At 59.2% G+C, this 22207-nt stretch carries 16 protein-coding genes, 1 tRNA gene and 1 riboswitch; of the genes, 9 read left to right on the top strand and 8 right to left on the bottom strand.

Going from position 1 to position 22207, the window contains the following annotated elements; genetic code table 11:
* Positions 1 to 101: 101 nt before the first annotated feature.
* From ligD to LOX95_RS05400, 5 genes are all read left to right on the top strand, one after another.
* Positions 102 to 2573, top strand: coding sequence for a DNA ligase D (ligD, locus tag LOX95_RS05420; RefSeq protein WP_242913443.1), 2472 nt, complete (start codon positions 102 to 104; stop codon positions 2571 to 2573).
* A 180-nt stretch (positions 2574 to 2753) separates the two neighbouring features.
* Positions 2754 to 6191, top strand: coding sequence for a response regulator (locus tag LOX95_RS05415; protein ID WP_242913442.1), 3438 nt, complete (start codon positions 2754 to 2756; stop codon positions 6189 to 6191).
* Complete coding sequence (locus tag LOX95_RS05410) at positions 6188 to 7024, top strand: CheR family methyltransferase (protein ID WP_242913441.1); 837 nt, start codon at positions 6188 to 6190, stop codon at positions 7022 to 7024. Before LOX95_RS05415 ends, LOX95_RS05410 begins: the two co-directional genes overlap by 4 nt.
* The gene (locus LOX95_RS05405) at positions 7021 to 7590 is read left to right on the top strand and encodes a chemotaxis protein CheB (protein ID WP_242913440.1); all 570 of its coding nucleotides are present in this window, start codon (positions 7021 to 7023) and stop codon (positions 7588 to 7590) included. The genes LOX95_RS05410 and LOX95_RS05405 overlap by 4 nt, the downstream gene beginning before the upstream one ends.
* Positions 7587 to 8744 (top strand): hybrid sensor histidine kinase/response regulator, encoded by a 1158-nt coding sequence (locus tag LOX95_RS05400; RefSeq protein ID WP_242913439.1) that lies wholly within the window; start codon positions 7587 to 7589, stop codon positions 8742 to 8744. The genes LOX95_RS05405 and LOX95_RS05400 overlap by 4 nt, the downstream gene beginning before the upstream one ends.
* A 13-nt stretch (positions 8745 to 8757) precedes the next feature.
* Here LOX95_RS05400 and LOX95_RS05395 read toward each other — a convergent pair whose 3' ends face one another.
* Positions 8758 to 9027, bottom strand: a complete 270-nt coding sequence (locus tag LOX95_RS05395) for a hypothetical protein (RefSeq protein ID WP_242913438.1) — start codon at positions 9025 to 9027, stop codon at positions 8758 to 8760.
* Between the two features lie 130 nt (positions 9028 to 9157).
* Positions 9158 to 9364, top strand: a riboswitch (cobalamin riboswitch).
* A gap of 135 nt (positions 9365 to 9499) precedes the next feature.
* Between LOX95_RS05395 and LOX95_RS05390 the strand changes: the two genes are divergently transcribed.
* On the top strand, positions 9500 to 11452 hold the full coding sequence (locus LOX95_RS05390; protein ID WP_242913437.1) for a TonB-dependent receptor plug domain-containing protein: 1953 nt from the start codon (positions 9500 to 9502) through the stop codon (positions 11450 to 11452).
* A 50-nt stretch (positions 11453 to 11502) separates the two neighbouring features.
* On the opposite strand, the gene LOX95_RS05385 is transcribed toward LOX95_RS05390, so the two are convergent.
* From LOX95_RS05385 to LOX95_RS05375, 3 genes are all read right to left on the bottom strand, one after another.
* Entirely contained in the window at positions 11503 to 12912 is a 1410-nt protein-coding gene (locus LOX95_RS05385) for an alpha,alpha-trehalose-phosphate synthase (UDP-forming) (protein ID WP_242913436.1), read from the bottom strand.
* An 8-nt stretch (positions 12913 to 12920) separates the two neighbouring features.
* Positions 12921 to 13688: a trehalose-phosphatase gene (gene otsB / locus LOX95_RS05380; RefSeq protein ID WP_242913435.1), complete on the bottom strand. Its 768-nt coding sequence runs from the start codon at positions 13686 to 13688 to the stop codon at positions 12921 to 12923.
* A gap of 192 nt (positions 13689 to 13880) precedes the next feature.
* Complete coding sequence (locus LOX95_RS05375) at positions 13881 to 14462, bottom strand: DUF1190 domain-containing protein (protein WP_242913434.1); 582 nt, start codon at positions 14460 to 14462, stop codon at positions 13881 to 13883.
* A gap of 108 nt (positions 14463 to 14570) precedes the next feature.
* On the opposite strand from LOX95_RS05375, the gene LOX95_RS05370 reads away from it, so the two are divergent.
* The 3 genes from LOX95_RS05370 to LOX95_RS05360 all read left to right on the top strand — a co-directional run bounded on the left by LOX95_RS05370 (position 14571) and on the right by LOX95_RS05360 (position 17560).
* Entirely contained in the window at positions 14571 to 15731 is a 1161-nt protein-coding gene (locus LOX95_RS05370) for a glutathionylspermidine synthase family protein (RefSeq protein ID WP_242913433.1), read from the top strand.
* 184 nt (positions 15732 to 15915) lie between these two features.
* The gene (locus LOX95_RS05365) at positions 15916 to 16974 is read left to right on the top strand and encodes a PAS domain-containing protein (RefSeq protein ID WP_242913432.1); all 1059 of its coding nucleotides are present in this window, start codon (positions 15916 to 15918) and stop codon (positions 16972 to 16974) included.
* A gap of 85 nt (positions 16975 to 17059) precedes the next feature.
* The gene (locus LOX95_RS05360; RefSeq protein ID WP_242913431.1) at positions 17060 to 17560 is read left to right on the top strand and encodes a pyridoxamine 5'-phosphate oxidase family protein; all 501 of its coding nucleotides are present in this window, start codon (positions 17060 to 17062) and stop codon (positions 17558 to 17560) included.
* 58 nt (positions 17561 to 17618) lie between these two features.
* Here LOX95_RS05360 and LOX95_RS05355 read toward each other — a convergent pair.
* The 4 genes from LOX95_RS05355 to clpX all read right to left on the bottom strand — a co-directional run bounded on the left by LOX95_RS05355 (position 17619) and on the right by clpX (position 22042).
* Positions 17619 to 17695, bottom strand: a tRNA-Val gene (locus LOX95_RS05355).
* Between the two features lie 52 nt (positions 17696 to 17747).
* Positions 17748 to 18023, bottom strand: a complete 276-nt coding sequence (locus tag LOX95_RS05350; protein ID WP_242913430.1) for an HU family DNA-binding protein — start codon at positions 18021 to 18023, stop codon at positions 17748 to 17750.
* A 95-nt stretch (positions 18024 to 18118) separates the two neighbouring features.
* A complete protein-coding gene (lon, locus tag LOX95_RS05345; protein WP_242913429.1) occupies positions 18119 to 20518 on the bottom strand; it encodes an endopeptidase La in 2400 nt (799 codons plus the stop codon).
* A 255-nt stretch (positions 20519 to 20773) separates the two neighbouring features.
* On the bottom strand, positions 20774 to 22042 hold the full coding sequence (gene clpX / locus LOX95_RS05340; protein WP_242913428.1) for an ATP-dependent Clp protease ATP-binding subunit ClpX: 1269 nt from the start codon (positions 22040 to 22042) through the stop codon (positions 20774 to 20776).
* Positions 22043 to 22207 lie beyond the last annotated feature (165 nt).

The raw sequence follows: 22207 nt of genomic DNA, 5'->3' as shown, positions 1-22207 counted from the left end.
CCTAAACGCACAGGCCTCGCTATGGATTCATGCAAGGCTCGGAAATCTGTGGATGGTGGAGCGCAATCCCTTCGAGGCCGTTAGCCACAGCGGAGGTTCCGATGCCCAATCCCCGTCTCGATACCTATCGCAAGATGCGCGACTTCTCCCGCACGGAGGAGCCGTCAGGCATAGGGGCAGCCATCGCGCCGTCAGATCAACTCCGCTTTGTCATCCATAAGCATGACGCCAGCCGACTCCACTTCGATCTGAGACTGGAGTGGAATGGCACCTTCCTGTCATGGGCCGTGCCCAAAGGCCCCTCGCTCGATCCCGCGGACAAGCGGTTGGCGATGGCGGTGGAAGACCACCCGCTGGACTATGGCGACTTCGAAGGATGCATCCCCAAGGGTCTGTACGGCGGCGGCACCGTGATGATCTGGGATCGCGGCCTCTGGATACCGGAACATGGTTTCGAAGACGTCGACCGTCATCTTCAAAAGGGTGAACTGAAGTTCGTGATGGAAGGCACCCGCATGCATGGCTCCTGGGTACTGGTGCGGCTCAAGCCCAAGCCCGGCGAAAAGGGAAAGCCGTGGATGCTGATCAAGCACAAGGACAGTGTAGCCAAGACCGGCAATCGCGGCGGACCCACGGATCGCGACAAGTCGGTCGCCTCAAGCCGGACCATGAAGCAGATCGCCGATAATGCGCCGGCCGATGTCGAACCTTTTATGACCCTGCCCAGAGGCACGCTGCCAAAAAAGGCGGCAACACGAAAAGCGCCGACAAAAGCGACAGCCAAAACTGCCCGAGCTCCGTCCCTGCCCGACTTTATCGAGCCGCAGTTGGCGTCCAACGCATCCAACCCGCCCGCCGGAGAGGCATGGGCTCACGAGATCAAGTTTGATGGATATCGGCTTCAACTAAGGGTCGCTGGGGGGGACATCACGGTACGGACCCGCAAAGGGCTGGACTGGACGAAACGATTTCCAACGATCGTCGCCGATGCGAAGGGACTCAAGGATGGCCTCTATGATGGCGAGGCCGTTGCACTGGACCACGAGGGCAAGCCCAGCTTCGCTCTTCTGCAGGCCGTGTTGGGCGGTGAGAGCGTCGCTCAGCTTATCTATTATGCGTTTGATCTTCTGCACGATGGTCAAAACGACATTCGCAAGCTTCCTCTGACCGACCGCAAGGCTGAACTCGCCAAGCGTCTTGCCAAAGCCAAGGGCACAATCCGCTATGTCGAACACTTCCAGACAACCGGTAACGCCTTGCTGCAGTCGGCTTGTCGACTTGATCTCGAAGGCATCATCTCAAAGCGCCTGAGCGCCCCGTATCGCTCGGGACGGAGCGATGAATGGGTGAAGTCGAAGTGCCGACAAGGGCAAGAGGTCGTCATCGCCGGATGGGCCACAACGGGCGAGGCCTTCCGATCCCTTATCGCGGGCGTCTATCGCGACGGCAAATTTGTTCACGTCGGTCGTATCGGAACTGGATTTGGTCGCAAAACCGTCGATCAAATTATGCCCCGATTGAAGGCCGTGGAAACCGATAAAAGCCCATTCCCAGATGGCCCCAAAACCATTGCAGGTGTCCATTGGGTCAAGCCGGTCCTCGTCGCCGAAATCGCTTTCGAGGGCTTCACAGGCTCAGGAGCCATCCGTCAGGCTTCATTCAAAGGGCTGCGGGAAGACAAGCCCGCCAAAGACGTAGCATTGGACACGGTAAAGGCACCCTCGAAACCGAAAACGACAGCGACACCAACACCCACAGTCCCTGCTTCCCCGTTGCGCGGCGTGCATCTGTCCAGTCCGGACAAGGTTCTGTGGCCTGCGACCAAGGATAGCCCCGCCTACACCAAGCTCGATCTCGCCCGATATTACGAGCGCGTGGGCGAAAAGATGCTCGAACACATTCGCGGCCGACCCTGCTCAATCATTCGCATGCCTAACGGGATCGAGGGCGAGGCCTTCTTCCAGAGGCATCCAGCCAAAGGGCAGTCACCGCTCATTGAGGCTGTGGAGATCAAGGGAGACCCCAAGCCCTACATACGCATCGACACGGTCGAAGGCCTGATCGCAGCAGCCCAGATATCGGCTGTCGAAATCCACCCTTGGAACTGCGTGCCCTACAACCCGGAGAAGGCAGAGCGGTTGATCTTCGATCTGGACCCTGCCCCTGATGTTGCATTCGTGGACGTTATTACGGCGGCCAAGGAAGTTCGGGACAGGCTGAAAGACCTTGGGCTCGATAGCCACTGCAAAACGACGGGCGGCAAGGGCCTGCACGTCACCACATATGTCGAGCATCTCGACATGGACTGGCCCGAAGCAAAGGCCTTTGCCCGTGAATTCGCCCGCGTTATGGCGGCGGATTCGCCGGACCGCTATTTGATCAACATGTCAAAGAAAGAGCGTAAGGGGCGCATTTTCATTGATTATCTGCGCAATGACCGCAAGGCCACTGCAGTTGCGCCCTACTCCCCCCGTGGTCGTCCCGGTGCACCAGTATCGATGCCGATCAAATGGAGTCAGGTTCGCAAGGGGCTGGCCCCCATGCGTTATCGGCTCGGCACGTCTCTCGACTGATGCTCCACAATAAAATGTAACTTGGGCTTTGCATTCTCTGGAACCGATTAGGCAAACACAGCGTTGCGGTTCGGCTCGTGTGGGGTATGCATACGTCGTCGCATAACGCGAACTTTTGATAAGTTTTTGCTTTGAAGGCCGGGTAACCCGCCATTCTCGCTCCGGGGGGAGCCGCATTTTATGTTCGAGAAGATCCGACCGAGTTCTTCGTCGCGCACCGAGGCATGGGCTGCGCTTGGATTGGTGCTCGTGCTGGCGTTTTTCTGCGCCACTAGCGTCATTGCCTATATGAACATTCAGGTTCTGCGGTCTAACAACCAGCAGATCATGCACACCCATAGGGTGATCGTCGGCATCGACGGCCTCATGACGTCAATGCTGGACGCAGAGACCGGCCAGCGCGGTTATCTGCTTACTGGCAATCCGAGCTACCTGATGCCCTATGAGCGGGCCACTGAAGATCTCGACGAGCGTCTGAAAGAAATCTCGGATCTTACCAAGGAAAACCCGACCCAGACCGCCTATCTGAAGCAGGTTCGCACCCACGTTTCGACCCGTATGGCCGAGCTGGAAACCGCCCTTCAGGCCCGTCGCGAGAACGGGATGCAGGGCGCGATTGAGCGGCTAACCTCCAACCGCGGCAAAGGCGAAATGGACGCCATCCGCGCCCTCGTCAACCAGATGCAGGTCGAGGAACAACGGGTCCGCCAGGAGCGTATCCGTCAGATGGAAGCCGCTGCCCGAACGGCAATCTTCAGCGGCGTTCTCTCCGGCCTCTTTGGTGCTTTCTTGACTATTGTCGTCTTCCTGTTGATCCGCCGCAGCGTGCGCGAGCGGGCGCGTCAGGAATGGCTACATCAGGGTCAGGTCGGGCTGGCGAACGCTATGCTGGGCGACCAGACCCTGGAGCAACTCGCTCAGAATGTTCTCAGTTTCCTGACACGTTATACTGGTGCCCATGCAGGCGCACTGTTCAAGGGCGAGGACAACCGCTTCCGTCGCGTGGCCATGACCGGCGTCCCCGCGGATGTCGACGTACCCACTCACTTCCTCCCTTCCGAGGGCCTCTTGGGACGGGTGGCCGATGAAGGTGAATGCCTTATCCTGAACGACGTGCCGGACGGCTATCTCACAATCGGTTCGGCGCTTGGGCGTGATAATCCGCGCCATCTGCTCATCGCGCCGGGCAAGGCGGACGGTTCCGTCAACGTGGTGCTGGAACTTGGCTTCTTACAGGCGGTCGACGAGCCGGCACGTGCGCTCATGAACGAGTCTGCGTCGGCCATCGGTGCTGCACTCCGATCTGCGCGTTATCGCGCCCGTCTGCAGGACATGTTGGAAGAAACCCAACGTCAAGCCGAAGAACTACAGGTCCAGAGCGAAGAATTGCGCGTCTCCAACGAGGAGTTGGAGGAACAAGGGCGTGCGCTTAAGGAATCGCAAGTCCGTCTGGAACAGCAGCAGGCCGAGTTGGAGCAGACCAACAGCCAGCTCGAAGAACAAGCGCAGATGCTGGAAACCCAGCGCGACGATCTCGAACGCAGCGGCGCTGAACTGACGCTCAAGGCCCGCGAACTCGAACAGGCCAGCCAGTACAAATCCGACTTCCTCGCCAATATGTCGCACGAGTTGCGCACGCCGCTGAACTCGTTGCTGATCCTGTCCAAACTGCTGGCGGACAACAACGACAACAATCTGACCGAACAACAGGTCAACTATGCCCGCACGATCCAGTCGTCGGGCAATGACCTTCTCGACCTGATCAACGACATTCTGGACCTGTCGAAGATCGAGGCCGGTCACATTCAGGCCCGCCCCGAAGCTGTCTCGGTCCAGCGCCTCAGCGGCGACATTCGCCAGATGTTCCAGCCCGTGGCGGACGAGCGCGGTCTGACCTTCGAGATCGACACCGCGTCGGCAGGCGCGGGTGATCTGGAAACGGACCGCCAGCGTCTGGAGCAGATCATCAAAAACCTGCTCTCGAACGCGTTCAAATTCACAGAGGCCGGCACGGTCAAACTGTCTCTCGAGAGCGTGGGCGCGGACGAGATAGCTTTCGCCGTATCCGACACCGGCATCGGTATCTCGCCCGAACAGCAGGCCGCTGTATTCGACGCCTTCCGTCAGGCCGATGGCACGATCAGCCGCAAATACGGTGGTACCGGCCTTGGCCTGTCCATCTCCAGAGAACTGGCGCGCCTGCTCGGCGGGCGCATCACTCTGGACAGTAAGCCGGGCAAGGGCAGCACCTTCACCCTGATCATCCCGCGCATCTATGAAGCCGACCGCGTTACCGCGCGCGATGCCCTCCCCGCGCCCGTCAGTGCCCCGCCCCGCGCTTCACTGGCACCAGCTCCCGAGCTGTCTCAAGAACCGGTCCGTCCGGCTGCCCGCTCGGTCGATGACGACCGCGATCACCTCACTTCGACCCACCGGGTACTGCTGGTGGTCGAGGATGACGCGCGATTTGCATCTATTGTCCGCGATCTGTCCCGCGAACTGGGCTTCCAGGTCCTGGTGGCAGGAACGGCTGAAGAAGCCGTGCGTCTGGCCAAGCGTTATCAGCCCAGCGCCGTTGTGCTGGACGTCGGTCTGCCGGATCAATCAGGCCTTACAGTGCTCGACGTGTTGAAGCGCGACGATGCCACCCGTCACATCCCGATCCACGTCGTCTCCGGCGAGGACCACAGCCAGACCGCCCTGTCGCTCGGCGCGATTGGCTATTTGGTCAAGCCGGTGAAGCGCGAGGATTTGGTTCAGGTCCTTGAATCTCTCGAAGAAAAGCTGACCCGCTCGGTCCGACGCGTACTGATCGTCGAAGATGATCTGGTGCAACGTGATGCCGTCAGCCGCCTCTTGGCTTCCGGCGACGTCGAAACGGTAGGTGTCGGTACCGCCGCCGAATGTCTGGAACAACTTAAGACCCAGACCTTCGACTGTATGGTTCTGGACCTCACCTTGCCCGACGCCTCGGGCTTCTCCCTGCTGGAAACTCTCAGCCGCGAGGGTGCCTACGCCTTCCCGCCGGTGATTGTTTACACCGGTCAGGATCTGTCGCCCGACTACGAGCAACAGCTGCGTCGCTATTCCAGTTCGATCATCATCAAGGGCGCAAAGTCGCCCGAGCGCCTGCTCGACGAAGTCTCGCTGTTCCTGCACCAGGTCGTGTCCGAGCTGCCGCCCGAGCAGCAGAAGATGATCCGGCAGGCCCGGAACCGCGACGCTGTGCTTGAAGATCGCCGAATCCTCATCGTCGAAGATGATGTGCGCAACGTCTATTCGCTGACCAATGTGCTGGAGCCGCGCGGGGCGCGTATCGAGATCGCCCGCAACGGCAAGGAAGCTCTCGACGCCCTCGAAAAGTCGGCGACCGATCCGTCCAAGCGTATCGATCTGGTCCTCATGGATGTGATGATGCCGGTCATGGACGGCCTGACCGCGACGCAGGAAATCCGCAAGGATGAACGCTGGAAGAATCTCCCAGTGTTGATGCTGACGGCCAAGGCTATGCCCGACGATCAGGAACGATGCATGGCTGCCGGTGCCAATGACTATATGGCCAAGCCGCTGGACGTCGACAAACTGCTCTCGCTTGTACGTGTGTGGATGCCGCGTTGAGCCCTGCCCATCAGCCTTCCATCGAGGATATCGAAGTCCAGCTTCTGCTGGAGGCCGTGTTCCTTCGTTACCACTATGACTTCCGTCACTATGCCCGCGCTTCGATCAAGCGGCGGCTGATGCAAGCGCGCATCCACTTCGGGGTGCCGAACATCACCGCCTTACAGGAACGCATTCTGCACGATCCGGCCATGATGGGTCATATGCTGAGCTTCCTGACCGTACAGGTCAGCGAAATGTTCCGCGATCCGACCTATTTCCGCGCGCTTCGGGAACAGGTGTTGCCGCACCTGAAAACCTATCCTTCGCTCAAGGTCTGGATCGCAGGCTGCAGCACAGGGGAAGAGGTTTACTCGATGGCCATCCTCTTTAAGGAGGAAGGCCTGCTGGATCGCACGCTCTTCTACGCGACCGACATCAACCCCCATGCGCTGGCGGCGGCCAAGGCGGGTATCTACCCGCTGGATCGCATCCGCAAGTTCACCGAAAACCATCAGAAGTCTGGCGGTCGCTCGTCGCTATCAGACTATTACACCGCCGATTACGGACGGGCCGTCTTCGACAGCAGCCTGCGTGCGAATGTCGTTTTCTCGGACCACAGCCTCGTCTCGGATGCGGTATTCGGCGAGATGCAGTTGATCTCCTGCCGGAACGTCATGATTTATTTCGACCGTGCGTTACAGGACCGTGCGGTCGGACTGTTCAAGGACTCGCTTAGCCGGCAGGGCTTCCTCGGGATCGGGTCAAAAGAGACGCTTCGTTTTTCGCGCCACGTCGACGCTTTCACCGATTTCGTCCCTCAGGAGAAAATCTACCGGAGGAAGGACGGATGAACGGCATAGAGGCCATTGCCATCGGCACGTCCGCGGGCGGGGTGCAGGCACTTCTCGAGGTATTGCCCGCGCTGCCGGCCAGTCTGCCTGTTCCGGTGTTTGTCGTGGTTCATATACCGGCTGACCGCAGCAATGTGTTGGCACCGCTTTTCGCCAGCAAATGCAAAATCGCGGTCAAAGAAGCCGAGGACAAAGAGGCCGCTTTGCCTGGCGTCGTCTATTTCGCGCCGTCTGATTATCACCTTCTGGTGGAGGCCAACGGCGATCTTGCTCTGTCTTCTGATGAATGGGTGAACTTCTCGAGACCCTCCATCGACGTCCTGTTCGAGACCGCGTCCGATACCTACGGAGAGCGCCTTCTGGCCGTTCTGATGACGGGGGCTAACGACGACGGGGCGCGCGGATTAGCCGCTGTGGCCGCGGCAGGCGGTCATGTCATCGTAGAAAATCCGGTCACAGCCAGTGTCCGTGCCATGCCCGATGCGGGCTTAAAGTTTTGCCCGACGGCGCGCATTGAGACGCTTCAGGGCATCGTCGACCAGTTAAAAGCGATTGCAATCCAATGAGCACCGTCGATCAGCCGATCAACATCCTCCTGGTGGACGACCTCCAGGAAAACCTCATCGCTTTGGAAGCCTTGCTGGCCAGCGAGGATGTGACGTGTCTGAAGGCACGGTCCGGCGAAGAGGCGCTGGAACTGCTGTTGGTCCATGACGTCGCCTTGGCGCTGCTCGATGTGCAGATGCCGACCATGGACGGGTTCCAACTTGCCGAGTTCATGCGAGGCAATGTGAATGCCCGCGACATCCCTCTTATCTTCCTGACGGCAGGCAGTGCGGACGTTCAGCGCCGTTTCCGCGGCTATGAAGCCGGGGCCGTGGACTTCATCCAAAAGCCGATCGAGGCGGATATTCTGCGCAGCAAGGCGCGTGTCTTTATTGACCTGTACCGCAGCAAGCTCAAAATCCTCGCCCAGCGCGATGAGCTGGAAGCCTACGCCAATGCGCTGCGCATCGCAGATCGCCGCAAGAACGAGTTCATCGCTGTTCTCGGTCACGAACTCCGAAACCCGATCATGGCCCTGAATGCTGGCTTCCAGCTGATGGACAAGACCAATGACCCGGAGCGCCATGCTGCTCTTCGCAAGCGCATGAGAGTTCAATCTCAGCACCTGTCGCGCCTCGTCGAGGACCTTCTGGACGTTGCCCGTATCGATCAGGGCAAGATTTCACTGAAACAGCAAAAAGTGAGCCTCCAGGACGTGATCCAGTCGGCTGTGGATATCGCTATGCCAAAGATGCAGGCCGGCGATCACACCCTGACGGTCGAAGTGCCCGACGATATTTGCTGGCTGAGCGGCGACTTCACTCGGTTGTCCCAGATTGTCAGCAACCTTCTGACCAACGCTGCCAAATACACGCCGACGCAAGGCCAAGTTCATCTGGTTGCGAGCGTTACCGGTAATCAGGTCCGGATTTCGGTCAAGGATAATGGCATCGGCATTCCGCTCGAAGTGCGCGACCACATCTTCGAACTGTTCGCCCAGTCGAAAGGGCCTGATGATCGGGCTCGCGACGGGCTGGGCATCGGTCTAGCCCTTGTGAAACAACTGGTCGTAATGCACCAGGGCCGCATCGAAGTGTTCAGCGACGGACCCGGTCACGGCAGTTGTTTCGTCGTCCATATGCCGATTGCTCAAACGGCCGCCCAGCCGACCTGAACCTTCCCTTCGCTCAGTTCGTCTTGGGCAGATAGACGATACGGCAGTCGCCCTCGATAGCGGTGAGACGGCCATTCGCGGCGTCAACAAAAGTGGTGGCTGCGTCGCGGCGGGTGACCCGGCCCGTAGAACGTCCGTTGTAGGTTTCCGTCCCGTAGGACCAGCAAGTGATGTCCGCTGGCTGATCGCTGAATTCCGCGCTCATCGTTGCACGTTTGCTGTCTGTACAGCCGACGACAACCGCGCCCGTTGTGATCAGGGCAATGATAACGAGACGGTGCATGCTGGTGTGCTCCCCTACAACCGATGATCGTTCTGGCTAACCCGTCCTCCTTCGTCAATGGACATAGCCCGACCATGTTATCCGCATTCCCAGCCTGAAATTCCTGGTTGACCTGTGCCAGACACAGTCCTACTGCCCAAGTGCGTCAGGTTCCCCGCTCGGGGATTAAAAGGGAACGGAGTCTCAAGCTCTGGCTGTTCCCGCAACTGTAAGCGGTTAGCCCGCACGTCAAACGCCACTGGAAGCTCGAAGGCCACGGCCTGACAGCCGCTGGGAAGGCGACGTGCAACGGCGGTGATCCGCAAGCCAGGAGACCTACCTGTCGCCGTCGTTCTCCGCGTGGCCGGGAATAGCCAGGTGGTCGAGGTAACTCGTGTGACGACATCGTTTTCAACCGCGACCAGCGAGCGAACTCGTGTGTCTAAACCGCGCACGGCGTCGTCCATGTTCGCATCCATGTGGGGATGTCACATTGAACAGGCTCTTTTTCCCGACTGCGGGCCTAGCACTACTTCTGTCGTCGCAAGCGTTTGCCACCGAGATGGACCAGCAAGCCGCTGCGCCATCGGTCGCGGACCACACCGCCTCTACTGCCCTGCCCGACATTGTGGTCACGGCAAACCGATCCGCTCAGGCGCTCGACAAGGTCGGCGCTTCGGTAACGATCCTGACCCGTGCGGCGCTGGATAATGCCCAAGCCGCCACTGTGGCCGACGAACTGGCTCGCACCCCCGGTGTCAGCTTTACCCGCAGCGGCAATCTGGGTTCCGCAGCCTCGGTCAATATTCGCGGTGCCGAAGGCCATCACACAGTCGTACTGATCGACGGTGTGAAGATGAACGATCCCGCTTCCACCCAAGGCGGCGTGAACTTCGGAACCCTTATGGTTGGTGATTTCGGACGGATCGAGATTCTTCGCGGTGCCCAGTCCACCCTGTGGGGCAGTCAGGCCATTGGCGGCGTAGTCAACATCGTCACCGCTGAACCGACCGCCTCTCTTCAGGGTAACCTCAGCGCAGAAGCCGGTTCACGCGGCACCCGCCATTTCCGTGGAGCTATCGGCGGTGCCGGCGACCGCCTGAGCTGGCGTCTTGCCGCCAATCGCTTCGATACCGATGGCTATTCGGCCTATTCCCCGGGCACCGAGGACGATGGTTACCGCCAGACGAACCTCTCCGGCCGACTGAACTACAAGGTCTCGGACAATGTGTCGGTTGATCTACGCTCTGTCTGGTCCGATGGCACGAACGATTATGACGCCTACAACGGTGACAGCCGCGAGTATGGCAATACCGAGGAACTGATCACCTACGCCGGTTTAAATTTCGACCTTTTCGAGAACCGGCTGCGCAACCGCATCGGCTTTGCCTACACCGATACCAAGCGCCGCACGCTGAACCCTGACCGGATCATCGAGCCGACGACCTTTGAGTCTGACGGCCAAAATATCCGTTGGGACTATCAGGGCATCTTCGCCTTTACGAGCGACCTGACAGCGACCTTTGGAGTGGAAACAGAGCGTTCGGAAATGCGATCGCGCTCACCATCCGACAGTAACGATAAGCCCGCTTACGGGTCGGGGCGCGCCGATCTGGACAGCGCCTACACTCAAGTCCAGTGGGCGATCATACCGCAACTGAACATCACCGCCGGTCTGCGTTATGACGACCACGAACAGTATGGCGATAATGCGCTAGGCTCCGTGGCCGCTGCATTGACGCTGAATGACGGTGCAACCGTTGTCCGCGCAAGCTGGGGCCAAGGCTTCCGTGCACCGGGCCTCTACGAGCTTTACAGCGACTACGGCAATCTCACCCTACAGGCCGAAGAGTTCGAGTCCTGGGAACTCGGGGCACAGCACAAGCTGTCGGACAAAGCCGTTGTTGCGGTCACCTATTTCAACCGCAAGGCCGACAACGAAATCCGCTATAATAGCTGTGCGTTCGGAACGACCGATCCTCTGTGCCTCGTCAACGGCACGTCGCGCTGGGGCTACTACGCCAACATCCAGCGTACCGAGGCCCAGGGCGTAGAAGTTGCAGGCTCGATCGACCTGACCTCTTCTCTGCGCGTGGCCGCAAACTACACGTGGACCGATGCGATCAACGCTTCGGGCTCGGCCGAGGGCAAGCGACTGACCTACCGTCCGGAGCACATGGGCAATCTGTCCGCTGATTACGCATTCGCCAACGGTCTGAAGGCCGGTGTCGCCGTGCGCTATTCGGGTGAGACGTTCACCAATGCGACGAACACCGGCGTGCTGGAGGCCTACACCTTGGTTGATCTTCGGGCTTCCTACCCGATCAACGACAAGCTCGAGATCTACGGCCGTGTCGAAAACCTCTTCGACGAGCAGTACGAGATGTTCCAGAACTTTGGTACCGCAGACCGCGGCGTTTTCGGCGGCGTTCGCGTCCGCTTCTAATCAGACAAAGTGGGGGGCAGCCGCAAGGCCGCCCCCAGTCACTCAGGCCGTCAGTGCACCGAAGCTGCGAACCTTGGGGGCGTCACGGCGGTTGCCTGCAACTCGCTGACGAAGGTGTCGCGCCAGATCGCGATGTCCGTGTGCCGAACGACATCCATTAAACTTTGCCACCGCTCTATCCGCTCTTCCAACGGCATCTCCAGTGCACGATAGATGGCATCGGCCAATTCCTCGCGCGCATAGGGATTTACCAGCAGCGCCGCAGTCATTTGCTCGGCTGCACCGGTAAAGCGTGACAGGATCAGCACCCCCGGGTCATCAGGGTTCTGCGCAGCCACATACTCCTTGGCCACCAGATTCATTCCGTCCCGAAGCGCCGTAACCAGCCCGACGCGGGAGGCGCGGTATATGCCGGCCAACTGGTCGCGCCGATAGGTCCGGTTCAAATAGCGGATCGGCTGCCAGTCCATATCCGCGAACTGACCGTTCACGCGTCCAGCCAGACCTTCAAGCCGTTCGCGAATGTCCTGATAGCTATCGACCGTATCGCGTGACAACGGCGTGACCTGCAACAGGAACACACGCTTTCGCCACTCCTCGTGGTCCGTCAGAAACTGCTCAAAGCCCGAGAGCCGCTCTTCAATGCCCTTGGAGTAATCAAGCCTGTCGACACCCACCATCATGGATCGGCCATCGCCAGACTTGTTCATGCGCTTGAGCGTGCGAATAGCGAGTTCCGAGTGGCTGCCCTCAACGAAGCCCTCTACGTCAATCCCGATCGGGAATACCCCTGTGCGATAGATTTCGCCGGACGCAGCCACCGTGTCGGAATCCAGCCGCTTGCCCTGCGCCTGCTCAATCAGATAATCGCAGAACAGGCCGCGCCATTCTTCGGTGTGGAATCCGATAAGGTCATAGGCCCCCATCGCCCGGACCATCTGGCCATGATGCGGCAAGGTGACGAGCAATTGCCGTGCCGGCCACGGGGTGTGAAGGAAGAAGCCAATACGGTTTCGCACCCCCAGTTTACGAAGATAACTAGCCAGCGGGATCAGATGATAATCATGGATCCAGACCACGTCGTCTGGCTCGAGCATGGGTTCCAGAACTTCGGCAAAACGCTTGTTCGTCCGTTCATACCCATGACTGTATGAGCGCTCGTAGGCAGTCAGGTCGATCCGGTGATGGAACAGCGGCCACAGGGTCTTGTTGGCATAGCCGTTGTAATATTCATCGACGTCCTGTGCTTCCAGCGGGATGGTCTTGATGGTCACCCCGCCCCGCTCTTCCACATTCATCTGGCCGTCGAATTCCTCGGTCGTCTCGCCGGACCAACCGAACCAGAAGCCGTCATAAGCACGAAGCGCAGCGGCCAGTGCCATAGCCAAGCCGCCGACGGAGCTGTCCGACGCATCCTTGGGAGCCTGAACCCTATTAGATACGACGATAAGCCTCCCCACGCCGGACCTCACTTTCTGTCCAAAAAGGCATCGAGCCATGCGGCCACGTGCTCGGTATTATCGAGACGATAGCGCGCCAGCGTCGGACCTTGCGGGTTAACCCGGATGCCAAAGCCGCCCAGCTCATCGGCAGCCTCAAACCCATCCTCGTCGGTCCGGTCATCGCCAATCATGATGGGACGGGTTGCCTTAAACTTTGGGAGGGTCATGAAGCGACGAAGCGCGTCACCCTTGTTAGGACCGCCCAGCCGCACCTCTTCAACGAAATGCCCGCTCTGTCGAACGAGGCCGAAGGTGCGCGCAATCTTGTCCGCGAACTCTTTGACGGCAGAGGCCGAGTTTGGAGTGTCGCGGTAATGGATAGCAACGGCGACATCCTTGTTTTCAATCAGCAATAGAGGATAGGACCGCGAAAAATCCTTGGCCGCCGCGAGCGCCAAGCCGACGCGGTCTTTTTCGCCAGGCTCGCTTTCTTCTGCCTCGAAACCTCTGGACTGTAGGCCATGTACACCGGCCACCAGTGCGATCGATTTTTCGGTAATCCGATCAACGTCTTCGATCGTTCGACCACTCAGGATCGCTACCCTGCCTTCGAGCATCTTCTGCAAGCGGGTCAGACGTTCGGTCCGCTCTTTATGGGGAACCACTTCATCAGGAGTGGGCTCGATATTCGCCAAGACCCCATCCAAATCCAGAAAGAGACTGACACCCCTCTCAATAGCTTCCAGCGGCGGTGCGATCTCCAGCTCCCGACCGTTGGCGTAATCGTCTGCCATTCCCAGCACTCCGGCGACTTGCGGCTTGCGCCTTCAAACACATTCGCGGCCGCCATATGCACAGCCCCGCATTAAGAGCGTGTGCCAGACCGAGACGTTGCAAAATGTCCTAAGCTGGGCATTTCCGAGGCAAAGAAAATCCCCGCACGGCGAGCCATGCGGGGGACAAATGTTTCGAAACTTGTGAAAAGCTTAGCCGCCGTAACCGCCACGGCTGCCGCCAAAGCCACCGCGTGCAACGGCGCGCGAGCCACCCGTCTTTTGTTCAGCGCGCTGCGTCGTGGTGGTGCGACCTGCAAAGGTGCCATTAGCCGTGCGCAGGTCGCCATTCTGACGGAACAAGGCAGACGGTGCCGCCCGCGTTCCATTCGACAGCATGCGCCCAAGCAGGAAGCCTGCAAGCATCGGCATAAATACCGAACTGCCGTTCGCCTGAACACGCTCCTCGCACTGGCCAACGCCCGACGCCTGTTCGCAATCCACCTTCGATGCAAACTTTGGCGCATTGGCCGCGGCCTCGGTAGAAGCCGCCTGATAGGCAGCATCACATTCGGCGGCTGTAGCGGTGCCCGAGGTCTTGCACTCTTCAACCGTGCGGAACGCACCCTCGGCGCGGGTGTCCCATTCGCCTTCAGGTGCGGCAGCAACCTGTTGCGGCGGCGACCCACAAGCAGCGAGCGTGAAGCTGGCGGTCGCCATCAGGCTGCTGAGATGCAGAATGCGGGAGCGCTTCATGCGGCGCAGGGCGTTATGCGTCTCGGGGCGAGTGGTCATATGCGTCTCTCAAGCTGCGGCGTCGCGGCAACTGGACAACTGCCCCAGAGGGACAGAATCCAGTAAGTGAACTATCAGCGATCAGTTTGTACCTAGCCAAGGCCTATTATGGAACGTTTGAATTTTGCGCCCCGTTGGGATTGGCAAGCAAAAGCGAAAGCTGTCGGCTTCACCTGGCACCACGATAACGGCCTCCCGTACTGGGACGAGTCGGTCGCCTACGCGTTTTCAATGGCCGAGGTCGAAGACGACATCGAAGCGCCCACCGAAACGCTGCACGCCATGTGTCTCGACCTCGTCGATGAGGTCGTGGAATCCGAAGAGTTGATGGAAGCCGTCGATATCCCCGAACCGATGCGGGATTACGTGGCCAACAGCTGGCACGCCGGCGAACCATCGCTCTACGGCCGCTTCGATTTCGCCTATGACGGCAAGTCTCCGGCGAAAATGTACGAATACAACGCGGACACTCCGACCAGCATCTTTGAGACAGCGGTTTTTCAATGGCTCTGGCTGGAAGAGCAGATCGCGAACGGCGTCCTGCCCGCCCATGCCGACCAGTTCAACAGTCTCCATGAAAAGCTGGTCTCGCGTTTCAAAGAGATCGTCCCGCCGCTGACGCCGATCCATTTCGCCTCCGACGCAGAGTTTGTAGAGGACCGGCAGACCGTCCTCTTCCTTGAGGACCTTGCTGTCCAAGCAGACCTGAAGCCGAAGTTCGTTGCTATCGACCAGATTGGGATTGATGGCGCAGGCCTGTTTGTCGACATCGAAGACCGGACCATCACCAACCTATTCAAGCTATACCCGTGGGAGGACATGCTGCGCGATCGCTGGGCACAGAATTTGCCCGCGAGCGGGACGAAGATGCTGGAACCGGCGTGGAAGAGTATCCTCTCCAACAAGGCCATCCTGCCCCTATTGTGGGAGCGTCATCCCGGCCACCCCAACCTGCTCGAAGCCTATTTCGAGCGTAATCCGAGCGTAACAAACCTGAGCGGGAACTATGCCCGCAAGCCATTCTTCTCGCGCGAAGGGGCCAACGTCGAACTGGTCGAGCACGGAATCAGCGGCGGCATTCAGGACGCGGGATACGGCAAGGGACGCCATATTATTCAAGCTCTTCACCCTGCCCCGAGGTTTTCGGGCCAGTACGTCATTGTCGGCTCGTGGGTCGTCGGTGCGGAGGCAGTAGGCGTCGGCCTTCGTGAGGATACGGGCAAGATCACGCGCAATACCTCGCGTTTCGTCCCTCATTTCATCCGATAACGAGCGGTTGGAAACAAATTATAGCAAAGCTTGATATCTAGGACCGAAAGAAGCTTAACCATTGGCGAAACCTCGTAAAAGGTTGCGAGCTGTTGCCAAATGTTAGAATTGTTTACGTCTTACCTAGTTATCATTGGTCGCAAGCCTTGGCATTAAGCCCGCAGAAGATGGGTGTAATCTCGGCATGGCCAAGTTCCTTAGTAAGCTGAATTTGTTTGCACAGACCGCCGCCCCGCTGACGGCGGACGATCCCGCATGGCTGGAAGTCTCTCCGCTACCGATGGCCTTGGTAGACAAAGCCGGCGTTGTTCTGGCCTCCAACAAGGCTTGGAGCGTTGATATCGGCCTGCGCAGCATTGGGCCCGACGTTGGCCGTGACATCCTGCTCCAGGACGGTTCACTCGTCCGCCCGTCGCTGGCCGCCTCTGCCGCTCTGGACCACGATATTCAGGTCTGCACCATGACCGACATCTCGGACCTGCGTCCCGAGACAACGTCCGCGGCCCGCCCCGACTTCTATCGCAGCATGCTGGACATGTTCGAGGACTGCGTGAAGGTGGTCGACCCGTCGGGCCGTCTGTTGTTTCTGAACGAAGCCGGCCGTCGTGTGCTCAAGGTCTCCCCGACCCAGCAACTGGGTATGAAGTGGGTCGACCTGCTGCCCCCCGCTGCGGGACCCAAGGTCGAGCAAATCCTTGAACAGGTGCTGGCCGGCGAAGCGACCCAGTTTTCGAACCACAGCCAGTTCCCCGGTGAAGAACCGCAGACATGGCACCACATTCTGACGCCGTACCGGGATGGCAGCGGCCACGTTATTGCTGCGCTCTGCGTTTCGCGTGACGTCACCTGCAGCCACGGCTCTCAAGAGGCCACCCGCCAGAGCGAGGAACGTCTGGCCAAGGCAGCCGAAGCCGCTGGACTGGGGATCTGGGATATCGACCTGCGCTCCGGCCGGGTGCACTGCAATGACGTCTGGTACAAGGTCATGGGCATCTCCTCGTCCGTGGGGATCAACTCGATGGCCCAGTTCCTCGGTTACGTGCATCCGGACGACGTCGAACGTATCCGCAGCCATTGGCACGCGCGTGAAAACGCATTTGACCAAAAGGGTGAGTACGCCGTCGATTTCCGCGTGGTCGATGACGCCCGCAAAATCCGTCAGGTCCGCGCAACTGCTGCCATCATTCGCGATCTGTCTGATCATCCGGTGCGCGCTGTAGGTTTCGTCTCTACCGGTGCCTGACGTTACCGTGTGATAGTCGTCATTGGCGGAACGGCGGGAGGCTTATGCCCGTTCCTCCCGGGTCAACAACCCCGGGAGTACGCCTATGTCGGATAAACAGCTCACCCCTGCCGAAGCCCAAGACGCATTCTGGAAAGCCCTGAAATCCAGCAACACCGGAATGCTGGGGTTGGATCAGCCGGGCTATCTGAGCCAGCCGATGACCGCCTTCCAGGAAGAAGGCAGCAACTCCATCTGGTTCTTCACGCGCGATGACGTCGAACTGGCGCGCGATGCGGCGTCAGGCGCAGCGGCCTGCTTTGAATACGGGTCCAAAGACCAGAAAATCTGGGCCAGCCTTCGCGGCAACCTCACCGTAGCACCGCGAGATCAAGCCATCATCGACCGCCATTGGAACCCGGTTGTTGCGGCATGGTATCCAGAAGGCAAAGAAGATCCCCATCTGACCCTTCTCCGCTTCGACGGCGCTGATGGTCGTATCTGGGTATCGGATGGCGGATTGCTGAAGTTTGCCTTCGAAATCGCCAAGGCCAATATGAGCGGTACTACGCCGGAATCCGGCGGGGCTGTCGACGTTCGGCTCTAGGCAAAAAAAGAAGGACGTGATCACGAAGATCACGCCCTTTTTTCGCAACTTGAAGGAATGGTGGGCGGCGAGGGGTTCGAACCCCCGACCCCCTCGGTGTAAACGAGGTGCTCTGACCAGCTGAGCTAGCCGCCCGATTTCCTGAGTGGCCGAAGCCGCTGCGGAGCGCTTCTTTGCCTCCTATCGCTCATCCGTTCAAGAGGCTTTTTAATCCTTCTCCACTTCTGAAGCGTGCATTGCGCGATGCGGGGCGCTCAACAACCTCTCCAGTCCTTGGATTACGGGCTTTTCCGGCTGCGCGCTCGGAAACAGAAAAACTTCCAAAACCGACGATTCTTAAGTCTCTTCCGTCTTTTAGCGTCTGGCCGACGTGATCGGTAAACGCTTCCAGCGCCAATTTTGCCTGCTCGCGGGTGATTCCCGCCGCCTCAGCCATCCGACCGATCAGCTCGCTTTTGCTCATGAGTTATCCCTCCCCTCGTGCCAGTTAGCTGGCGTAATATTTCCAATAAAAAATGCGGCCCGGAAACCGGACCGCATCCTTTAGCTTAAACTCGATCAGTGGCTGATCGATGCGCCGCCCACTTGGCCAGCGGCCGCAGGCGCAGGATTGAGAGGCTCTGCCTCCTCGTCCCATTCAACGGCTTGCGGGGTGCCGGTCAGGGCCCACTTCAAAGCTTCGTCGGCAGTTGAAATCGGAACGATCTCGAGGGCGGCCTTCACGTTTTCCGGCACGTCCTCAAGGTCCTTCTCGTTCTCCTGAGGGATCAGCACCGTCTTCACGCCCGAGCGCAGAGCCGCCAGCAGCTTCTCCTTCAGCCCGCCGATAGCGGTCACGCGACCACGCAGAGTGATCTCGCCCGTCATCGCGATATCCTTGCGGATCGGTATGCCGGTCAGAACAGAAACCATGGCCACGGTCATAGCGACACCAGCCGACGGACCATCCTTGGGCGTCGCACCGTCCGGCACGTGCACGTGGATGTCGGTCTTCTCGAAGACAGGTGGCTTCACGCCGATGCTGAGGGCGCGGCTACGGACATAGGATGCAGCAGCCGAGATCGACTCCTTCATCACTTCTTTCAGGTTGCCCGTGACAGTCATACGACCGCGACCCGGCATCTTCAGCGCCTCGATCGTGAGGATGTCGCCGCCGAACTCGGTCCAGGCCAAGCCGGTTACAATACCCACCTGATCTTCGGCTTCCGTTTCGCCATAGCGGAACTTCTTCACGCCCGCATACTCGGCCAGCTTGGCTTCGTCGACCGTGATGGACTTCACGCCGGTCTTGGCCATCTCGCGGACCGCCTTGCGTGCCAGACCACCCAGCGCGCGCTCCAGCGAACGTACACCGGCTTCGCGGGTGTAGTAGCGGATGAGGTCGCGAATGGTCTGCTCCGGAACGATCAGTTCACCGTCCTTGAGGCCGTGATCCTTGAGCTGCTTCGGCAGCACGTGGCGTTTGGCGATCTCGACCTTTTCGTCTTCGGTGTAGCCCGAGACACGGATGATCTCCATGCGGTCCAGCAGCGGCTGCGGCATGTTCAGGCTGTTCGCCGTAGTGACGAACATGACCTGCGACAGGTCGTAGTCGACTTCCAGGTAGTGGTCGCCGAAGGTCGAGTTCTGTGCCGGATCCAGCACTTCGAGCAGGGCCGACGACGGGTCACCGCGCCAGTCTGCGCCCAGCTTGTCGATCTCGTCCAGCAGCACGAAGGCGTTGGTGGTCTTAGCCTTCTTCATCGACTGGATGATCTTGCCCGGCATGGAGCCGATGTAGGTTCGGCGGTGACCGCGGATCTCGGCCTCGTCACGCACGCCGCCCAGCGACATACGGACGTATTCACGGCCCGTTGCCTTAGCGATGGATTGCGCCAACGAGGTCTTACCAACACCCGGTGGGCCAACGAGGCACAGGATCGGGCCCTTAAGCGAACCGGTACGGGCTTGAACGGCCAGATACTCGATGATGCGCTCTTTGACCTTTTCCAGACCGTAGTGATCGGCTTCGAGGATGTCCTCGGCCTTGCTCAGGTCGATAGCCTTGGTCTTGGCCTTGCCCCATGGGATAGACAGGAGCCAGTCCAGATAGTTGCGGACCACGGTCGATTCCGCCGACATCGGGCTCATGTTGCGCAGCTTCTTCAGCTCCGCATCAGCCTTCAGGCGGGCTTCTTTCGACAGGCGCGTCTTGGCGATGCGCTTTTCCAGCTCCAGCAGTTCGTCGCGGGCATCGTCGGTCTCACCCAGCTCGCGCTGGATCGCCTTCATCTGCTCGTTGAGATAGTACTCGCGCTGGGTCTTTTCCATCTGGCGCTTCACGCGCGAGCGGATTTTTTTCTCGACCTGCAAGACCGAGATCTCGCCTTCCATCAGGCCGTAGACCTTCTCGAGGCGCTCGGTGACACTGATGGTTTCCAGCAGCGACTGCTTCTCGGCGATCTTTACGGCCAGATGAGCCGCCACGCTGTCAGCCAACTTGGACGGTTCAGCGATTTGCGGAATGGAGCTGAGGGCCTCGGGCGGGACCTTTTTGTTCAGCTTCACGTAGTTTTCGAACTGCTCGATAACTGCGCGCAGCAGAGCTTCGGACTGCGAAGCCTCGCCCGGCTCGTCGTCGATTTCGACAGCTTCGGCTTCGTAATATTCCTGACGGTCGGTGAACTTGGTCAGTCGCGCGCGCGACTTGCCCTCCACCAGCACCTTCACGGTGCCGTCGGGAAGTTTCAGCAGCTGCAGTACGGTCGCCAGAACGCCCGTTGGATAGATGGCATCGGTCGCGGGATCGTCATCCGTCGAGTTCTTCTGGGTCGCGAGCAGGATTTGCTTCTCGCCCTTCATGATCTCGTCGAGGGCACGCACGGACTTCTCGCGGCCGACAAACAACGGCACGACCATGTGCGGAAAGACGACGATGTCTCTCAACGGCAGGACTGGGAGGATTTTGCTCTCGGTCATGGTGCTTACTTTCGGGAGCCTTTGTGAATCTCCGGCCCGCCAAAGCCGATCCGCTTGAACAACCTGTTCCGCTTACCGACTCGGCCCGCCATCAGGCGGCTTTTCAAATGGACTATGTGGGACGTGATTATGCGGGTTCAAGCTTAACGCCAGAACGACCCACAGAGTTCGGGCTTACAGCGGTAAACATGGGCTAAAAACGCAACAGGGCGGCCCCGTAAAGGACCGCCCTGCCCGCTAGCTCATCAGTTCAAATCAAGCTGCAGGGTCAGCTTTCTTCTTTTTCGACTCGGAATAGATCAGCAGAGGTTGGGCGCGGCCCTCGATAACCTCGGCATTGACCACCACTTCTTCCACGCCCTCGTAGGTCGGCAGGTCGAACATGGTTTCCAGCAGAACACCTTCCAGGATCGAACGCAGACCACGTGCACCCGTCTTGCGGGTGATAGCCTTCTTGGCGACCGCGGACAGCGCGTCGTCGGTGAAGGTCAGGTTCACGTTCTCCATGTCGAACAGGCGCTTGTACTGCTTGACCAGAGCATTCTTCGGCTCAGTCAGGATCTTGATCAGCGCTTCTTCGTCCAGATCTTCCAGAGTAGCCAGGACCGGCAGACGACCGATAAACTCCGGAATAAGTCCGAAACGCATCAGATCGTCGGGCTCGACTTCCTTGAGGATTTCGCCGGTACGACGCTCGTCGACTTCCTTGACCTTGGCACCGAAGCCGATGGACACGCCATCGCCACGCGCCGAGATCACCTTCTCAAGGCCGGCGAACGCGCCGCCGACGATGAACAGGATGTTGGCCGTGTCGACTTGCAGGAATTCCTGCTGCGGATGCTTGCGGCCACCTTGCGGCGGGACGGATGCAACCGTGCCTTCCATGATCTTCAGCAGAGCCTGCTGAACACCCTCGCCCGACACGTCGCGGGTGATCGAAGGATTGTCGGACTTGCGGCTGATCTTGTCGATTTCGTCGATGTAAACGATGCCGCGCTGGGCGCGTTCAACGTTGTAATCCGACGCCTGAAGCAGCTTCAGAATGATGTTCTCGACATCTTCACCGACGTAACCGGCTTCGGTCAGCGTCGTCGCGTCCGCCATGGTGAACGGCACATCGATGATGCGCGCCAGGGTCTGTGCCAGCAGGGTCTTACCCGAGCCGGTCGGACCGATCAGCATGATGTTCGACTTGGCCAGTTCGACGTCGTTGTTCTTAGCCGCGTGGTTCAGGCGCTTGTAGTGGTTGTGTACGGCAACCGACAGCACCTTCTTGGCGTGCGATTGACCGATCACATAGTCGTCCAGAACGTCGCGGATTTCTTTCGGGGTTGGCACCCCGTCCTTCGACGTCTTGAGCGTGATCTTCTGTTCTTCGCGGATGATGTCCATGCACAGCTCGACGCATTCATCGCAGATGAACACGGTCGGGCCCGCAATCAGTTTGCGGACCTCATGCTGGCTCTTTCCACAGAAGGAGCAGTAGAGCGTGCTTTTGGCGTCAGTGCCGGCGGCTTTGGTCATAGACCCATCTCACTCTCCGCCATTTCCACCGGGATTGGGGGAAAAGGCGACAACCTTGATGTTAGACACTAGAATCTAAGCAGCAAAGTCTTCAAAAAATAACAATCACCCATCAGAGGTTCCGCCACAAGCCCGTTTGGGTACCGTGACGCGAGAAACGTCACT

Source organism: Brevundimonas pishanensis, assembly GCF_022750635.1.
In the GTDB taxonomy this organism is placed as follows: domain Bacteria; phylum Pseudomonadota; class Alphaproteobacteria; order Caulobacterales; family Caulobacteraceae; genus Brevundimonas; species Brevundimonas pishanensis.
The sequence above is the reverse complement of the archived record's forward strand: the minus strand, read 5'-3'. Positions and strand labels throughout refer to the sequence as shown.

What these genes read in the sequence shown, in the direction of transcription:
- ligD (WP_242913443.1), top strand. Translation starts at nt 102, where the DNA reads ATGCCCAATCCCCGTCTCGATACCTATCGCAAGATGCGCGACTTCTCC.
- LOX95_RS05415 (WP_242913442.1), top strand. Translation starts at nt 2,754, where the DNA reads ATGTTCGAGAAGATCCGACCGAGTTCTTCGTCGCGCACCGAGGCATGG.
- LOX95_RS05405 (WP_242913440.1), top strand. Translation starts at nt 7,021, where the DNA reads ATGAACGGCATAGAGGCCATTGCCATCGGCACGTCCGCGGGCGGGGTG.
- LOX95_RS05400 (WP_242913439.1), top strand. Translation starts at nt 7,587, where the DNA reads ATGAGCACCGTCGATCAGCCGATCAACATCCTCCTGGTGGACGACCTC.
- LOX95_RS05395 (WP_242913438.1), bottom strand. Translation starts at nt 9,027, where the DNA reads ATGCACCGTCTCGTTATCATTGCCCTGATCACAACGGGCGCGGTTGTC.
- otsB (WP_242913435.1), bottom strand. Translation starts at nt 13,688, where the DNA reads ATGGCAGACGATTACGCCAACGGTCGGGAGCTGGAGATCGCACCGCCG.
- LOX95_RS05375 (WP_242913434.1), bottom strand. Translation starts at nt 14,462, where the DNA reads ATGACCACTCGCCCCGAGACGCATAACGCCCTGCGCCGCATGAAGCGC.
- LOX95_RS05370 (WP_242913433.1), top strand. Translation starts at nt 14,571, where the DNA reads ATGGAACGTTTGAATTTTGCGCCCCGTTGGGATTGGCAAGCAAAAGCG.
- LOX95_RS05365 (WP_242913432.1), top strand. Translation starts at nt 15,916, where the DNA reads ATGGCCAAGTTCCTTAGTAAGCTGAATTTGTTTGCACAGACCGCCGCC.
- LOX95_RS05360 (WP_242913431.1), top strand. Translation starts at nt 17,060, where the DNA reads ATGTCGGATAAACAGCTCACCCCTGCCGAAGCCCAAGACGCATTCTGG.
- LOX95_RS05350 (WP_242913430.1), bottom strand. Translation starts at nt 18,023, where the DNA reads ATGAGCAAAAGCGAGCTGATCGGTCGGATGGCTGAGGCGGCGGGAATC.
- lon (WP_242913429.1), bottom strand. Translation starts at nt 20,518, where the DNA reads ATGACCGAGAGCAAAATCCTCCCAGTCCTGCCGTTGAGAGACATCGTC.
- clpX (WP_242913428.1), bottom strand. Translation starts at nt 22,042, where the DNA reads ATGACCAAAGCCGCCGGCACTGACGCCAAAAGCACGCTCTACTGCTCC.